General features: G+C 61.8%; 12 protein-coding genes. 6 read left to right on the top strand and 6 right to left on the bottom strand.

Features of this window, described 5'->3' with window-relative positions; genetic code table 11:
- Window positions 1-61: 61 nt before the first annotated feature.
- Both lptE and leuS read right to left on the bottom strand, forming a co-directional pair.
- Window positions 62-598 carry an LPS assembly lipoprotein LptE gene (gene lptE / locus MHY87_RS07325; RefSeq protein ID WP_239350740.1) on the bottom strand — a complete coding sequence of 179 codons (537 nt, stop codon included), beginning with the start codon at window positions 596-598 and terminating at the stop codon, window positions 62-64.
- On the bottom strand, window positions 585-3,206 hold the full coding sequence (gene leuS, locus MHY87_RS07320; protein ID WP_239350739.1) for a leucine--tRNA ligase: 2,622 nt from the start codon (window positions 3,204-3,206) through the stop codon (window positions 585-587). The genes lptE and leuS overlap by 14 nt, the downstream gene beginning before the upstream one ends.
- Before the next feature lie 126 nt (window positions 3,207-3,332).
- On the opposite strand from leuS, the gene MHY87_RS07315 reads away from it, so the two are divergent.
- Window positions 3,333-4,013: a YggS family pyridoxal phosphate-dependent enzyme gene (locus MHY87_RS07315; RefSeq protein WP_239350738.1), complete on the top strand. Its 681-nt coding sequence runs from the start codon at window positions 3,333-3,335 to the stop codon at window positions 4,011-4,013.
- A 20-nt stretch (window positions 4,014-4,033) separates the two neighbouring features.
- On the opposite strand, the gene MHY87_RS07310 is transcribed toward MHY87_RS07315, so the two are convergent.
- Window positions 4,034-4,234 carry a YqaE/Pmp3 family membrane protein gene (locus tag MHY87_RS07310; RefSeq protein ID WP_239350737.1) on the bottom strand — a complete coding sequence of 67 codons (201 nt, stop codon included), beginning with the start codon at window positions 4,232-4,234 and terminating at the stop codon, window positions 4,034-4,036.
- Between the two features lie 229 nt (window positions 4,235-4,463).
- On the opposite strand from MHY87_RS07310, the gene MHY87_RS07305 reads away from it, so the two are divergent.
- Together MHY87_RS07305 and MHY87_RS07300 are read left to right on the top strand one after the other, a co-directional pair.
- Entirely contained in the window at window positions 4,464-5,351 is an 888-nt protein-coding gene (locus MHY87_RS07305) for a site-specific DNA-methyltransferase (protein WP_239350736.1), read from the top strand.
- A gap of 322 nt (window positions 5,352-5,673) precedes the next feature.
- Window positions 5,674-7,188 (top strand): ABC-F family ATP-binding cassette domain-containing protein, encoded by a 1,515-nt coding sequence (locus MHY87_RS07300; protein WP_239350735.1) that lies wholly within the window; start codon window positions 5,674-5,676, stop codon window positions 7,186-7,188.
- 36 nt (window positions 7,189-7,224) lie between these two features.
- On the opposite strand, the gene MHY87_RS07295 is transcribed toward MHY87_RS07300, so the two are convergent.
- Entirely contained in the window at window positions 7,225-8,073 is an 849-nt protein-coding gene (locus tag MHY87_RS07295) for a RimK family alpha-L-glutamate ligase (protein ID WP_239350734.1), read from the bottom strand.
- A gap of 4 nt (window positions 8,074-8,077) precedes the next feature.
- Window positions 8,078-8,611: a L,D-transpeptidase gene (locus tag MHY87_RS07290; protein WP_239350733.1), complete on the bottom strand. Its 534-nt coding sequence runs from the start codon at window positions 8,609-8,611 to the stop codon at window positions 8,078-8,080.
- A gap of 217 nt (window positions 8,612-8,828) precedes the next feature.
- Between MHY87_RS07290 and MHY87_RS07285 the strand changes: the two genes are divergently transcribed.
- From MHY87_RS07285 to MHY87_RS18850, 3 genes are all read left to right on the top strand, one after another.
- On the top strand, window positions 8,829-9,515 hold the full coding sequence (locus MHY87_RS07285) for a response regulator transcription factor (protein WP_239350732.1): 687 nt from the start codon (window positions 8,829-8,831) through the stop codon (window positions 9,513-9,515).
- A 4-nt stretch (window positions 9,516-9,519) separates the two neighbouring features.
- Window positions 9,520-10,014 (top strand): cyclic nucleotide-binding domain-containing protein, encoded by a 495-nt coding sequence (locus MHY87_RS07280; protein WP_239350731.1) that lies wholly within the window; start codon window positions 9,520-9,522, stop codon window positions 10,012-10,014.
- An 87-nt stretch (window positions 10,015-10,101) separates the two neighbouring features.
- Window positions 10,102-14,397 carry a hypothetical protein gene (locus tag MHY87_RS18850; protein ID WP_304611114.1) on the top strand — a complete coding sequence of 1,432 codons (4,296 nt, stop codon included), beginning with the start codon at window positions 10,102-10,104 and terminating at the stop codon, window positions 14,395-14,397.
- A gap of 72 nt (window positions 14,398-14,469) precedes the next feature.
- Here MHY87_RS18850 and MHY87_RS07270 read toward each other — a convergent pair.
- Window positions 14,470-15,846: methyl-accepting chemotaxis protein (locus tag MHY87_RS07270; RefSeq protein ID WP_239350729.1), on the bottom strand; the 1,377-nt coding region annotated here is incomplete at its 5' end.

Below are 15,846 nucleotides of genomic sequence, written 5' to 3'. Positions count from 1 at the left end.
GATCTCATCGAAGAGGCGCATGTTCACTCGCAAAACCGGATACGCTTTTGCGAGAAAGGCCTCAGCTGCCGGCGGAGAGCGTCGCCGCCAGACGGGTTTTCGCCTGATCCACCAGAACCTTGGCGAGCCTGATTTCCGCATCGCGGTTCGCGCGCAGAGTGGCGAAACGCTGCTGATACCGGTCATAGCTGGTCGAGTTGGAAACCGACCCTTGAGTGAGGATCTTCGTTCCGTCGAGGCTCGTGAGCGTATAGCTGAGCGTGCCGTTGAGAATGGCGGAGGTGGCGCGTCCCGTCTCGGTATCGACGATGGGGGTCGAGAGAGACCTGGAGAGAGCGATCTTCAGCACATAGCGCTTCGGCGTATCGGAGCCCGAGCCGTTCAGCGCATAGATCAACTCGCTGCGCACGTAATGGCCCATCATCGCCTGACTATCCGGCCATTTGACTTCAGGAACGTCGATGGAAGCCAGAACCGACTGCAGCGATTCGCCCGAGGCCGTGGGGCCATGAAGCGGCTTGAAGCATGCGGTCATGCCAAGGGAGAGGCCCACCACAACGGCGAGATGGGCCAGGCTCTTCAAATTAAACGACGACATTCACGATCCTATGGGGAACGACGATGATCTTGCGGGCGGGCTTGTCTTCCATAGCCTTTTGCACGCCATCAAGCGAGAGCACGGCGGCCTCGATCGTGGCCTGATCGGCATCGCGGGCCACGGTGACGTCGGCGCGCTTCTTGCCGTTGACCTGGACGGGCATGGTGACCGTGTCTTCGACCAGCAGCGAGCGCTCGAGCACGGGCCAGGCCGTGTCCGTCACGAGGCCTTCCTGGCCAAGGGATTCCCAGCATTCCTCCGCCAGATGCGGCATCATGGGGGCGAGCAGCTGCACGAAGATGCGGCCGGCTTCCGCGAAAGCGGAGGAGAGGCCGGGCTCGTCGGAAGTCTTTGCCTGGTTCGCCAGATCCTGCAGGGAATTGGCGAGTTCGTAGAGATGCGCCACGCAGCGGTTGAAGCGCAGGCGCTCCACATCGTCTTCCACGGCGGCAAGCGCCTTGTGCGCGGCCTTGCGCACGGCAAGCCCGATCGGGCCTTCAGCGGCAGCGCCGGTGCCGCCGTTCAGGCGCTCGGAAATCTCGCCGATGAGACGCCATACGCGCTGCACGAAGCGGCCTGCGCCCTGAACGCCTTCCTCGGTCCAGATCACGTCGCGCTCGGGCGGCGAGTCGGAGAGCATGAACCAGCGGGCCGTGTCGGCGCCGTAGGATGCGATGATCTCGTCCGGATCGACGGTGTTCTTCTTCGACTTCGACATCTTCTCGATGGAGCCGATCTCGATGGGCGCACCGCTCTCCACATGGAAGGCCTTGCGGTTTGCGCCTTGCATCTCGAAGCGCACGTCGGAAGGCAGCACCCAGCCACCCTTCGCGTCCTTGTAGGTCTCGTGCACCACCATGCCTTGCGTGAACAGGCCGGCGAACGGCTCGTCCAGGCCCGCATGTCCCGTCTTCTTCATCGCGCGGGTGAAGAAGCGCGAATAGAGCAGGTGCAGGATCGCATGCTCGATGCCGCCGATATACTGATCGACCGGCAGCCAGGAATCGACCGTGGCGCGATCCGTCGGCTTGTCGGTGAGGGTCGGGTCCGTGAAGCGCGCGAAGTACCAGGACGAATCCACGAAGGTGTCCATGGTGTCCGTCTCGCGGCGGGCCGCCTTGCCGCAGGTCGGGCAGTTCACATGCCGCCAGGTAGGATGACGGTCGAGCGGGTTGCCCGGCACATCGAAGGACACGTCCTCCGGCAGCACGACAGGCAGCTGTTCCTTCGGCACGGGCACCACGCCGCAATCGTCGCAATGGATGATCGGGATCGGGCAGCCCCAATAGCGCTGGCGCGAGATGCCCCAGTCGCGCAGGCGGAAATTCACCTTGCGCTCGCCCACGGGGCGGTTGCTGCGCGTTTCGGACTCGAGGCGCTTGGCCACTTCTTCCTTGGCTTCCGGGATGGTCATGCCATCGAGGAAGCGCGAATTGATCATCCGGCCTTCGCCGTCATAGGCGGTGTCGGTGATCACGAAGGAAGCCGCGTCCTGATCCGGCGGGCACACGACAGGGGTGTTGCCAAGGCCATACTTATTCACGAAATCCAGGTCGCGCTGGTCATGCGCCGGGCAGCCGAAGATGGCGCCCGTGCCGTATTCCATCAGGATGAAGTTCGCGACATAGACCGGCAGCGTCCAGCTCGGATCGAACGGATGCACGGCGCGCACGCCCGTATCGAATCCGAGCTTCTCCGCCTTGTCGATGGCTTCCTGCGCCGTGCCGACGCGCTTGGCTTCCTCGATGAAGGCGGCAAGCTCCAGGTTCTTCGCAGCAGCGGCCTTCGCCAGCGGGTGGTCGGGGGCGACAGCCATGAACTTCGCGCCGAACAGCGTGTCCGGGCGCGTGGTGTAGATCTCGAGCTCGGTCTCGCCGTTGGGAGCGGTCTCAGGCTTCAGGGCGAAGCGGACCAGCAGGCCTTCCGAACGGCCGATCCAGTTGCGCTGCATCAGGCGCACCTTCTCCGGCCAGCGGTCGAGGGTGTCGAGCTTGTCGTCGAGGTCCTGTGCGTAATCGGTGATCTTGAGGAACCATTGGGTCAGCTCGCGGCTCTCCACCAGCGCGCCAGAGCGCCAGCCGCGGCCGTCGATCACCTGCTCGTTGGCAAGCACGGTGTGGTCCACCGGGTCCCAGTTCACTTTTGCCGTTTTGCGGTCCACCAGGCCCTTCTCGAGGAAGTCGAGGAACATGCGCTGCTGGTGCTTGTAATAGCTCGGATCGCAGGTTGCGATCTCACGGCTCCAGTCGATGGACAGGCCCATGGACTGCAGCTGGGCGCGCATGGTCGCGATATTGGCATAGGTCCATTCCTTGGGGTGGACCTTGTTCTGCATCGCGGCGTTTTCCGCCGGCATGCCGAAGGCATCCCAGCCCATGGGATGAAGCACGTTGAAGCCCTTGGCCCGCTTGTAGCGCGCCACTACGTCGCCCATGGTGTAGTTGCGCACGTGACCCATATGGATGCGCCCCGACGGATAGGGGAACATCTCAAGCACGTAGTATTTCGGACGCGGGTCGTCGTTGTTGGTCTTGAACAGGTTGCGGTCGTTCCAGACCTTCCGCCATTTCAGCTCGGCTTCCTTGGCGTTATAGCGCTCAGGCCTCATTTTTCTCAGTACATCCGTCGTTGATAAGCGAAGCAGCTTGCGCTGCCGGGTTGCGGCGGACTAGGACACAGCTCTCCCGCGCGGTCAACGGTTTCGCGCGTGCGAAGACGGCTTTGAGAGGGTCCCATGAGCGAGAACAACCCGGTTGAGGGTCTGCAGGAGGTGCGGGAGGCGATCCGCCGCGCCGCGTCCGATTACGAGCGCGCGCCCTCGGAGATCACCCTGGTGGCCGTCTCCAAGACCTTCCCGGCAGAGGCCATCGAGCCGGTTCTTGCCGCAGGCCAGCGGGTGTTCGGCGAGAACTACGTTCAGGAGGCCAAGGCCAAGTGGCCGGATCTGCGGAGCCGCTTCCCTGATGTGGAGCTGCACATGATCGGCCCGCTCCAATCCAACAAGGCGAAGGAAGCGGTGGAACTCTTCGACGTGATCCACACCCTCGACCGGTCGTCGCTCGCCGAAGCGCTCGCCAAGGAGATCGCCAAGCAGGGCAGGGCGCCGCGCCTGCTGGTTCAGGTGAATACGGGCGAGGAGCCGCAGAAGGGCGGCGTCGCGCCGGGCGAGGTCGATGCCTTCCTGGAGGCATGCCGCACGAAGTACGGCCTCACCATTGAGGGCCTCATGTGCATTCCCCCGGCGGAGGACCCGCCGTCACCGCATTTCGCGCTCCTCAACACCATAGCAAAGAAGCACGGGCTGAAGGTGCTCTCCATGGGCATGAGCGCCGATTTCGACGAGGCGATCCAGCTCGGCGCCACCCATGTGCGGGTGGGCAGCGCGATTTTTGGGGCGAGGTCGAAGAAGGATTGAGCCGGTTCTGACCTTTTCGGCTATCGGCGCGCCCGTTGCCCCAGGGCGTCGGCAATCTTGCGGTCAGTGTTGAACTGGCTCAGCGCATAGACGGCCCAGATCGCCGCCGGAAGCCAGCCGATGACGGTCACCTGCAGGATCAGGCAGATCAGACCGGCAAAGGGCCGGCCGATGGTGAAAAAGGTCAGCCAGGGCAGGATCAAGGCGATCAGAAGACGCATGCGGGAGCAGCCTTTCGTTTCAACTGAACTTGAGATGGGGATGCTAGCCCCGGCTTGCAAAGATAGGGCTCCACCAAAACCAAACGAGATTGACGGCTGAGAGCTTCACGGGCAGTGAAAGAGCATCCTTTCTCGCAACATCTCCTTGGTTTGAAGCAGTTTTTAAGTGAGGCACGATACCGTCCATCGCCGTCGCATTGTTCCAGCCCCTGGGGCTGGAGAAAGCGCATTGCCGCTCGATGACGTGCTCTCCGGCAACTCCATCGACCTCATCAAGACGCTGCCCGACGAGAGCGTGCATCTGATCCTGAGCGACATTCCCTATGGCATCGGCGCCGAGGATTGGGATGTGCTCCACACCAACACCAATTCCGCCTATCTCGGTTCGAGCCCTGCGCAGGCGAAGGCGGGCGCGGTGTTCAAGAAGCGCGGCAAGCCCATCAACGGCTGGTCGGAAGCGGACCGCGCCATTCCGCGCGAATATTACGAATGGTGCCTCACATGGGCGCCGGAATGGCTGCGCGTGCTGAAGCCCGGAGGTTCGGCGCTCGTCTTTGCAGGCCGTAGGCTCGCCCACCGCTGCATCGCCGCGATGGAAGATTCAGGCTTCTCCTACAAGGATATGCTCGCCTGGATGCGCGAGCGCGCGCCCCATCGCGCGCAACGCCTGAGCGCGGTCTATGAACGGCGCGGCGATGAAGACGCTGCACGAGAATGGGACGGCTGGCGCGTCGGCAACCTGCGTCCCACCTTCGAGCCGGTTCTATGGCTCACCAAACCCTACAAGATCGGCGCGACGCTCGCGGACAATGCGCTCATTCATGGCGTCGGCGCATACAATCAGGATGCTTTCCTGAAATACATGTCCGATCCAGACAACGTGCTCGATCTCGGCTTCATGCCGAAGGAGGGCGGGTTGCATCCGACGCAAAAGCCCGTTCGCCTGATGCAGGCACTCATCGAGCTCACCACGCGCGAAAACCAGATCGTGCTCGATCCTTTCTGCGGCAGCGGCACGACGCTCGTCGCCGCGAAAAGCCTGGGCCGCAGCTTCATCGGGTTCGAGGCGGAGAAGTCTTATGTGGAGATTGCGCGCAAGCGGTTAAGCGAGGCTTGAGCCTCCGAAATCTTCAGACGCGTCCCATAGGGATTGCATCCCATCCCCTTTGTCGGTAAATTTCGACTCATCGCTCAACGTTCGAACCAAGGGAGGGCTGCATGTGTGAGCAATACCAGCATCGCATGTTCGGCCCCTGGCACGCCCTGCAGCAGCTTGTTGCAGGGCCGACCATCGAACGGATCTAGGCGCTTTCTCGCCTTCAATCTTTCTCCTGGTCAGCTCTGAACGGCTTATTCGCGCCCTGTGATTGCGGCGCGTCCGACACGTTCAAGACTTTTGCGCATCCTCAACGGAAACGCGCCCACCAGTGAGAATTCCCATGGCTTCCTTGAGCCTCCGCAATGTTACCGTCATTGCCCAAAATCCCCTGTTCCAGAACCTGAACCTCGTCATCAGCGAGGGCGACCGCCTCGGCCTTGTCGCCGCCAACGGCGCAGGGAAATCGACCCTTCTCAAATGCCTCGCAGGCCTCACCGAACCGACCCATGGAGAGATCGTGCGCTCGCGCGGCTTGCGCGTCGCTTTCGTGGAGCAGGACGCGCCGGAGCAACTGCTTGACCTGTCCTTTCACGAGGCGCTTTTCCAGGCCCTTCCACCTGAGGAGCGGGAGGGCCAGGAATGGCGCGTGGATGTGGTGCTCGATCAGTTCGAGACGCCTGAGAACCTGCGGCATCTGCCGGTGCGCTCGCTCAGCGGCGGTTGGCAGCGCCTTGCGCTGATCGCGCGGGCCTGGATCACAGAGCCTGACATGCTGCTGCTCGACGAACCCACCAATCATCTCGATCTCGATAAGCTGTTTCAGCTCGAGGAATGGATCGCCAATGCGGGCTATGCCACGCCCATCGTGATCGCGAGCCATGACCGCGATTTTCTCGACGCCTGCACCACGAAAACGCTCTTCCTGCGTCCGGAGGAATCCCTGTCCTTCGCGCATCCCTACAGGCGCGCCCGCGCCTTGCTGGAGGAACACGATGCGGTGGCGAAAGCGCAGCGGGAGAAGACGCTGCGCGAAGTGAAGCGCCTGCGCCAGAGCGCCTCGGAGCTACGCAATGTGGGCATCAACAGCGGCAGCGACGCGGCGCAGGTGAAATCCGCACAGATTCAGCGCCGCGCCGATGCACTGGAGCAGACGGCTCGCGCCACGCATAAAGAGCGGCATGGCGAGATCAGGCTTGCCAATCGCGGCACTCATGCGCGCGTGCTCGTCGCGCTAGAGAATGTGACGGTGCAGGCGCCGGACGAGCGAAAGCTCTTCACGATCCCGAAGCTCGAAGTCGCGCAAGGCGACCGCATCGTACTGCTCGGGCCGAACGGAGCCGGCAAGTCGCAATTCGTCCGCCTGCTGCATCAGGCGATGTCGCAGCAGAATGGAATGTCCGGTATCCGTGTGAGCCCAAGCCTTGCCCTCGGCTATGTGGATCAGGACATGTCGCAGCTGCCGAAAAGCACTACGGCGCATGATTTCATCCTGTCGCGTTTCAGGCTTGGTGATCAGAGAAGCCGCGCGGTTCTGGCGGAGGCAGGCTTTTCCATCGAGCGTCAGACATTGCGTATCGAACGGCTTTCGCCGGGCCAGAAAGCGCGACTCGGGCTTCTCGCGCTGCGGCTGTCCGATCCGAATTTCTATCTCATGGACGAACCCACCAACCACGTGGACATTCCGGGGCGCGAGCAGCTCGAGGAGGAGATCCTGGATTCGGATGCCACCTGCATCGTGGTGTCCCACGACAGGAGCTTCGTCAAAACCATCGGCACGCGCTTCCTCGTCATCGAAAAGGGCAGGCTGAAGGAAATCGATGCGCCTGAAATGTTCTATGAAACCGTGAGCCGGTGATGCGAGAGGGAGAGTGCGGATCAACTCCGCATTCTCCTATCCGACTCTCCCGAGAATGGATCTGGCCATGCGCTCGGCGCTGCCTGGTGCGAATTCGAGATAGAGATAGGGATCGATCAACTCCAGCTCGGTCAGCATGAAGCCGCTTTCACGCGCGATGCCGTCGACGCGCGCGTAAAGCGGCTTTTGCGGAAGATGCACGACATAAGCCGCACCCGCATCGATCATGTCCTGGCGGGGCGAGACGCGCTCGTAGGTGATGCCGAATTGAGGATTGGCTCTCCACTCGCCCGGCCGCAACACGCGCCGGACCGCATGGGAGAAGACACCGTCGATGAAGGTCATCGTCGTCTCGCCGAGAGAGGCGATATCGGATTGGAATTCCTGCAGCAGCATCTCGCCGGCGTGCGGGTCGACAGGCCAGCGGTCGCGCTCGGACATATCGAGCTTCTGCACCCCATGGCCGCTTTGGCTGGAAACGGGCTTGAGCACAGCAGTCTGCCAGCCTTCGTCTTCCATCCGTTGCGCAATCATTTGCGAACGAGCTTCCGGAAGATGGAAGGTCTTGGGAATCGCAAGTCCCGCCGCTGCCATTTCCAGAAGATAGGTCTTGCGGAAGTTCCAGCGCAGCAGGGCAGGGGTGTTGAGCAGTTTGGCGCCTGCTGCCTCGAGAGCATCGATCCATTGCAGAAAGCGCTCGGGATCGTCGTAATAATCCCAGCAGCACAAGGGCAGCACCGCGTCAGTTGCCGTGAAGACGTCGAGATCGGTCGTCTTCCAGGGCACGAAATCCGCCTTCGCGCCGAGCGCGCGCAAGGCCGCCAGCAGTGCCTCCAGGTTCGGCGTCGGGTGAGGGTACTCGGAACAGGTCGCGATCAGGATCACGTGGTCAACCGACGATCTCGATGCGCGTGTGTGGCCCGATCCGTTCCAGAAGCCGCCGGATCATGCGCGGCTCCACGGCGACGCAGCCCTCGGTGGGCAGGAAGCCGGGGCGGGCGAGGTGGAGAAAGATGGCGCTGCCGCGCCCTCGTCGGATCGGTCCCCGGTTCCAGGCGATGTCGATCACCACGTCGTAGAGATGATCCTCCCGCCACATCTTCTCATGACTCGTGGGGCAGGGGAGCGGCACGAGAGTGTTGTAGCGTCTGTCCAAGGAATCGTCGGACCAGCCGTCCGAAGGCCGGATCGGCTTCAGCTTCAGGCCGGTGCGCGGGCGCGGGCCATGATCGGACCGGTAGAAGGCCTGGAGCAACCGAAACCGCCCGACCGGAGAGCCGCCATCGCCCTCGCGCTTGGCGCGGACCGTTCCGGAGCGCCCGATGGCGCAGGGGAGGGTGAGATTTCCGGCCGTGAGCCGCCCCTTTCGATGGTCGAGCGGGGAGCGGTGGACGCGGATCACATTGACGCTGGTGCGCTTCATAGCCGTGGAAGGGCGGACCCTGCCCCTTGTTGTCAAGCTGGGAATGACTACTCTAATGCAACGAGCGTGATCGGAAAGCGTGAAGCTTCACCGCGGCGGAGCTTCAACAGCTTATGCCGATTGAGCTGACGATTGCGCCTCAGGACAGGGAACGGACGCGGGTTCGTCCCTGGGAGCTGCCCAGCTTCTTCGTTGTTCATTGTTTGAAGGGTTTGAGATGTCGAATGCCAGCCGCCTCCTCGTCGTGGACGACGATCAGGACCTGCGCGACACCCTGTCCGAGCAGCTGGGCCTGCACGAGGAATTCCAGGTCACCGTCGTGGAAACGGCCGGCGCCGCCATCGAGGCGGTGAAGGGTGACCGGATCGACCTCGCCATCATGGATGTGGGCCTGCCCGACATGGATGGCCGCGAGGCCGTGAAAGTCATGCGCCAGAACGGTTTCCGCAGCCCCATCATCATGCTCACGGGCCAGGATTCGGACAGTGACACCGTGATGGGCCTGGAGGCGGGCGCCAACGATTATGTGATCAAGCCCTTCAAGTTCGCCGTGCTGCTCGCCCGCATCCGGGCGCAGCTGCGCCAATACGAGGCGAGCGAGGATGCGGTGTTCCAGATCGGGCCCTACACCTTCCGCCCGGGCTCGAAGCTTCTCACCAACGAGAAGGGCTCGAAGCTCAAGCTCACGGAGAAGGAAACCGCGATCCTGCGCTATCTCTACCGCGCCGGTCAGGCGGTGGTGGGGCGCGATACCTTGCTCACCGAAGTCTGGGGCTACAATTCCAACGTCACGACCCATACGCTGGAAACGCATATTTACCGGCTGCGCCAGAAGATCGAGGCCGATCCGTCCAATGCCCGCATCCTGGTGACCGAGCCGGGCGGCTACAAGCTGATCCCGTAAAACCATGGCTCTCGACGACGATATCGCGATCCTCTCGCAAGCGCCCCTGTTCAACCTTTTGGAGCGGGATGCCCTGCGCCTCGTGGCCTTCGCCTCGGAAAGTCGCTCGCTCCGCGAGGGCGACGTGCTGTTCCGCAAGGGCGACCGTTCCGATGGCGGCTATGTTGTGAGCCGGGGCGCCATCGCGTTGGACGCCAACGAGGAAGGCTCGCCTGCCGCCTTCTTGGCAGGCCCGGGCTCCCTGATCGGCCAGGCGGCCCTCTTCACCCGCATCGCCCGCCCCGCCACCGCGACAGCCCAGGAAGCCTCCACAATCATCCGCGTGACCCCGAGCCTCATGCGCCGCGTGCTGGAAGAATTCCCCACCGCCGCCGCCGCCATGCAGGACGCCATGGCCGAAGAACTCGACCGCCTCAGCCAAGGTCTGGAGCGGGTCCGCCAGAAGCTCATCGCGATTGATGGTGAAGAAATCCCGGCGAAGGAGCCGGACGGGGAATAAAACCTAAGCCCTGGCAAAAGGTAACTAAGTTACCTATGCTTGCAATTGCCCTGGCAGCTCTGCCAGCGACAGTCGCAAGGACACCGCATGCCGATCAGAACCAGCAGTGAAGCTTCGGACACAGTCGAAGCGGTCTCTGTTCAAACCCTCTCAGCTGCGCTGCCAGAGCATCCGGCCCCGCAGGTCGGGTCCATTAGGCTCGAAAATCTTCACAACGACAGGGTTCAAGTCCGCAGCGGCGGGCCTCTGGTTCAGCTCGATGCCGGCAGCGATGTGAGCGTCTCGTTTGGAGGATCGGCACCCCGCTCCATGTTCGTCAGTTTCATGGAGGGCAGATCCGCCATCGATTCGATTGAGATCGATACCTCGGGCGGTCGCGTTTCGCTCTCCGGAAAGTTCGAGGCCGGAACGACTGTCTTCGTGGATGGCGCTCCCGTTGCGACGATCACCACTGTCGATGCCAACCCTGAAGACCCTTCCCACGGCAATATCTTCGTCGGCTTCACGTTCGTTGGCGGCATCACGGAAGAGCAATTCGCGCTTTTCCTGCGATCCATTTCATATCGAGGGGTCAAAGACGAAAGCTTCATGATCGCCCGCACCGCGTGGTTCTATATCGAAGCGCACGATAATTCGGTGACGGAAGCCTATGTGAATATCGCCGTTGCGCCGGAGGCGGTGCAGCTTCTGACCAATTATGCCGATCATATGGTCGGCGGTGACAAGTCCGACTATTTCGGTGTCCCTGCGCCTTATGATTACGGCCAGCCGGACGGTGCCGGGCTTGGTGAAGGCGATGAAATCGACGGAGGGGGCGGCGACGACACGCTTCTCCTTTCCGGACGAGGCTTCAACCTGCTTGATCTCGTCGACAAATTCGTAAGCGTCGAGACCATCCTCGGTTCGGCCTCTTCGGCGGATTATCTCCGCATGCGGGACGATCAGCTCAAAGATGTGAAGCTGATCGACGGCCAGCACGGCTCCAGCATCGATCAGCTGGCCTTCAAGGGCAGAGACATCGATCTGACTCATGTCACCGTACGCGGTTTCTCCATCATCAAGGTGCTCGATGCCGATGCAACGATCACCTTCGCGGATAAAGCCACGGCATTGCTCCTCAGGTCGTCTGTTGCGGGCACAAAACTCATCCTTCGGGGCGATACATTCACTCCGGAGGAGCGCGAGCAGCTGCGCGCGCAAGGTGTCACGACCTTGATCGACGACAGCACGGTGGGCGTGACGCAAAACCTGACCGCTCGAGTCGACAACCTAACTGGCACGGAGGCTGCCGACACCTTCGTGGCGTTGAGTACCGATCTCAACGTGGGCGATGAGATCAAGGGCGACGGCGGCACCGATACGCTTCAGCTGATCGGCCGCGGTGGCTTCGATCTGCGCCGGATCAGCATGGACAGCATCGAGGTCATCCAAGGAACGGACGAATGGGATTCGATTGATCTAAACGGCTCCCAGCTTGCTGGGATCAATAAGATCGATGGCGGCGACGGCTACGATACACTGGCTCTGCACGGAGATATGAGTGATCTGAGAGGCAAAGTCATCGAGGGGTTCGATTTCATTTTCTTTGGGAGCGAAAACCAAACGATCAGAATCGACAATCTCGACATCGCTCGCCTCATTGTTGGCAGCGAGCATCTCACGGATCATCTGCTCGTCGACGGGATCGTGCTGTCCAGGGCTCAACGTCAGTCCCTATTCGATGAAGGAATCGACCGCATCACCGATGCCAGCGGAGAGACGTATGAGAATACAGCTCCTACCCTTGCCAATCTGAACGGCGATCACGTCACTCTCTCCCCCGGAGGCAAAAGCCGGGTCGATGTGGGAATGAACAGCCTGCTCACGGATGACGACGGTCTCGAGATTCTGATAGTTGAGCTCGCCGAAGGTGATCTGTCTCATGTGCTCGGCATCGACGTCGCTGGCACAAGGGTAACCTTCCCGGAAGGGATCAGCGGTGGCAAGCCAGTCTATGTCGATAGCATAAGAGTCGGCGAGCTGGTCTGGATCAATGGAGATCAAATAGCCTTCCTCTTTGAACCGGCAGCAGAGCCCGAATTCGTTTCCCAAATCATCCGTGCCATCACATTGACGAGCACGGCTACGGACGAGGGCCATACATCGTCAGGCGTCATCAAAGTGACCACACACGATACAGGTCACCGATTTGCGACTGCAACCGTCACCTTCGACGTGACCCCGGACGCAGGCAATACGCCTCCGACGATCGCCAATCTCGACGGCGACCGCATCCAGGTCAGGGCCGGGACGATCGGTAAGTATATCGACCTGAATGGCGACGCCGTCGTTGCGGATGGCGACGAGAACATCAGCCATCTCACGGTGCGCGTGAAAGCGCATAATGCGGACGATTTGCTCGAGATTCACAATTCAGTGGCGGGCGGCATCAGGGTGGACGGATGGGTCGTCAAGCCGGGAGCCAAGATTTTTCTGGGCACGACCGAGATCGGCACGTTCACGGCCGATACGACCAACCATCTCCTCGACATTGCCTTCGTTGACGGCGTGACGGCCGCGCAGGTTCAGGCGCTCATCCGCGTTATCAGATACTGGAACACCCATACGAACGCCAATCATACCGGAACGCGTGACATCGAAATCACGCTGACCGATAAGGACGGTGGCTCCGTCACTCAGGAGGTCGATGTCGTCATCGGCCCGCCGACTCCGCCCGACATCTCCAATATCGACGGGGATACCGTCGATACCTCCGCAGGCACCACCGTTTTCATCGATGAAGACTCGAATGCCGTCGTGGCTCATGGCGATGGCACGGAATTCATTGGGCTTGAGATCAGTGTGGGCGTTCCCTCGGCAACCGACCATCTAGGTATCGACCTCAGCGCCGGAAACATCGAACTCTCCGATGGATTGGATCCTGGCAGCAAGGTGTCCGTCTATAGTGCCGGCGTAAAAATCGAGATCGGGGAACTGAGCCCGTTCACGACGAAAGACACCATCAGTATCAACTTCAACGGAAATGCGACCGCCGCTCTAGTGCAGGAACTCCTCCGTGCTGTAACCTACCGGAGTTCGGCAGCAGCGGAGACCGTTGCTGAGAAAGTGATTTTGATCACGCTCTTCGACGACAACGACCGAATTGCGGAAGTCTTCACCAAAATCAATCTCAGTCCGACCGTCACCAACGATGCACCGGATGTCGATGTCGAGCCCGGTAAGGACACCACATCCGCCGTTGATACCGGCCCTCTCGTCAACCCCTTCGGCGGCTTGGTCTTCGCTGACGACGAGAACGATGTGCTGACCGTCAAGATTTCCTTCGATGCCAGCCACGGCAGGCTAGTCGTTCCCGCAGGGCTTGCCGCGCCGGGCTTCGAGGAGAAGGACGGCAGGAAGATCTATACCTTCACCGGTCGTCCCGATGCGCTCGCCATCATCATGGACGTGCTGCAATTCGATGCGGTGGAACGCCCACTTGCCGAGGCGGGCAGCAAGCATGTGACGGAGTTCACGATCTCCGTCACGGATACGGATCATCCTGTCCCCGACCGGACCGTGGTCTATGTCGAAAGCGTTGTCGCGAACCGCGCGCCGACGGAGATTGCGCTGAGCAACGCGACGGTGTCGGAAATTGTCGGCGGCGAGGTCGGCACCCTGTCGGCCACCGATCAGGACGGTGCCAGCCTCACCTACGAACTCATCGACAATGCCGGAGGGCGCTTCGCCCTCGATGCAACGGGCAAGAAGGTCATCGCGACGAATGGCCTGCTGCTCGACCACGAGCAGGCCGCAACGCATACGATCCGCGTGAAGGTCTCCGACGGCAAGGGCGGTGCTTTCGAGAAGGCCCTCACCATCACCGTCACCGACCGGAACCCGGAGAACATTTTCGGCTCTTCCGGCGACGATGTTTTCGTCGGCGGTGCCTCCAACGACACGATTGACGGTTCGTCCGGCAACGACAAGATCACAGGCGGAGCAGGCAACGACTCGCTCCTGGGCTCATCCGGGAACGACACGCTCTCCGGCGGGCTCGGCAACGACATCCTCCGGGGCGGCGCGGGAAAAGATGTGTTCGTGTTCGACACAAAGGCCCATGCCAAGACCAACAAGGACAAGATCTTGGATTGGGTCGCCAAGGACGACGTGATCCACCTGGAGAACAAGGTGTTCACGGCGCTCAAGAAGGCGGGAGCGCTCAAGAAGGGCAACTTCGTGCTGGGCGCGAAGGCGGGCGATAAGGACGACTTCGTCGGCTATAACAGCAAAACCGGCGATCTCTGGTATGACTCGAACGGCAACAAGTCGGGCGGTCAGGTGGTGTTCGCCCATATCGGCAAGAACAAGAAGATCGCCTTCAACGACTTCTTCGTCGTCTGAGCGGAGCTGAAGACGAAAAGAGCCGGGCTTGATCGAGCCCGGCTCTCTTGCGCATTGATGCGAAGCAGGGGCTTATGCCGCCTTCACGCCCGACAGAAACGAGCCGACTTCGCGGGTGAGCGTCTCGGAATGCCGCGTCAGCTCCTGCGCTGAGGTCAGCACCTTGCTTGCGGCCATTCCGGTTTCGCTCGCGCCCTGACGCACCTCGTTGATGTTGCCGGTCACCGATTCCGTGCCGCGCGCTGCTTCCTGCACGTTGCGCGAGATTTCGGCGGTGGCGGCGCCCTGTTCTTCCATGGCGGCCGCGATCGAAACCGAGATCTGGGACATGTCGCTGATCGTGCGGGCAATGGCCTGGATGGCCTCCACCGCTTCGGACGTCGCCTGCTGCACGGAGGCGATCTGCGCCGAGATTTCCTCCGTGGCCTTCGAGGTCTGCGTCGCGAGATGCTTCACCTCGCTTGCCACCACCGCAAAACCCTTGCCGGCCTCGCCCGCGCGGGCCGCCTCGATGGTGGCGTTGAGCGCGAGTAGATTGGTTTGGCTTGCGATGTTGTTGATGAGCTGCACCACGTCGCCGATCTTCTCCGCCGAGGAGGCCAGCGTCTGCACGGTCTCGTTGGTGCGCTGCGCATCCGCTACGGCCTGTTCGGCAATGCGCGAGGACTGGCCGACCTGGGACGCGATTTCGCGGATAGAAATCGACAGCTCTTCTGTGGCTGCGGCCACCGTCTGCACATTGGCCGAAGTCTGCTCCGCGGCTGAAGCGACGCTCACCGATTGGCTCGTGGTCTGATCGGCCACCGATGTCATGGATTGAGCGGTCGTCTCCATCTGCGCGGCGGCGGAGGAAAGGCCGCCGGTCAGCGCGGAAACATTGGCCTCGAACTGCTTCGTGAGCTGATCAAGCATTTGCGCGCGGCGTGTCTTGGCGTCCGCTTCGATGGCTGCGGCCTCGTCGGCCTCTTTCTTCGCGATCAGCGCATCCTTGAACACCTGCACCGCGCCCGCCATCGCGCCGATTTCGTCGACGCGTTCGATGTCGGTGACCTGCACGCCGGTATTGCCCTGTGCAAGCGTCTTCATGGTGTTCGTGAGACGCGTGATCGGCAGGCTGAGCGAACGGGCGGCCCACCAGGCGCCGAGCAGGGCCAGAACCAGCAGGCCGGCGGCGGTCAGCAGCATCAGGTTGCGCGCCTCGATGGCACCGGACACCATGGCATCTGCCGGGGCTGAGATGGAGAGAAGCCACGGCTCCTGGATTCCGGGGAAGTTGACGGGAACCACGGCGCGGTAGATCTCCGCGCCCGAGGCATCAGCGATGGTCGTGTCCGCATAACCGGTGGGCGACGCCTTGGCCTTCTCCGCCAGATCGGCAATGACCTTGTCGTCGGAGGGCTTTCCGAGAAGCTGCGTGTCCTTCTGCGCCACCCACAGGCCGCCCGAGCC

It is taken from the genome of Microvirga sp. ACRRW, from assembly GCF_022346925.1.
In the GTDB taxonomy this organism is placed as follows: Bacteria; Pseudomonadota; Alphaproteobacteria; order Rhizobiales; family Beijerinckiaceae; genus Microvirga.
The sequence above is the reverse complement of the archived record's forward strand: the minus strand, read 5'-3'. Positions and strand labels throughout refer to the sequence as shown.

Coding starts and splice junctions, on each gene's coding strand:
- MHY87_RS07315 (WP_239350738.1), top strand. CDS start 3,333: ATGAGCGAGAACAACCCGGTTGAGGGTCTGCAGGAGGTGCGGGAGGCG.
- leuS (WP_239350739.1), bottom strand. CDS start 3,206: ATGAGGCCTGAGCGCTATAACGCCAAGGAAGCCGAGCTGAAATGGCGG.
- MHY87_RS07290 (WP_239350733.1), bottom strand. CDS start 8,611: ATGAAGCGCACCAGCGTCAATGTGATCCGCGTCCACCGCTCCCCGCTC.
- MHY87_RS07310 (WP_239350737.1), bottom strand. CDS start 4,234: ATGCGTCTTCTGATCGCCTTGATCCTGCCCTGGCTGACCTTTTTCACC.
- MHY87_RS18850 (WP_304611114.1), top strand. CDS start 10,102: ATGCCGATCAGAACCAGCAGTGAAGCTTCGGACACAGTCGAAGCGGTC.
- lptE (WP_239350740.1), bottom strand. CDS start 598: ATGTCGTCGTTTAATTTGAAGAGCCTGGCCCATCTCGCCGTTGTGGTG.
- MHY87_RS07280 (WP_239350731.1), top strand. CDS start 9,520: ATGGCTCTCGACGACGATATCGCGATCCTCTCGCAAGCGCCCCTGTTC.
- MHY87_RS07300 (WP_239350735.1), top strand. CDS start 5,674: ATGGCTTCCTTGAGCCTCCGCAATGTTACCGTCATTGCCCAAAATCCC.
- MHY87_RS07285 (WP_239350732.1), top strand. CDS start 8,829: ATGTCGAATGCCAGCCGCCTCCTCGTCGTGGACGACGATCAGGACCTG.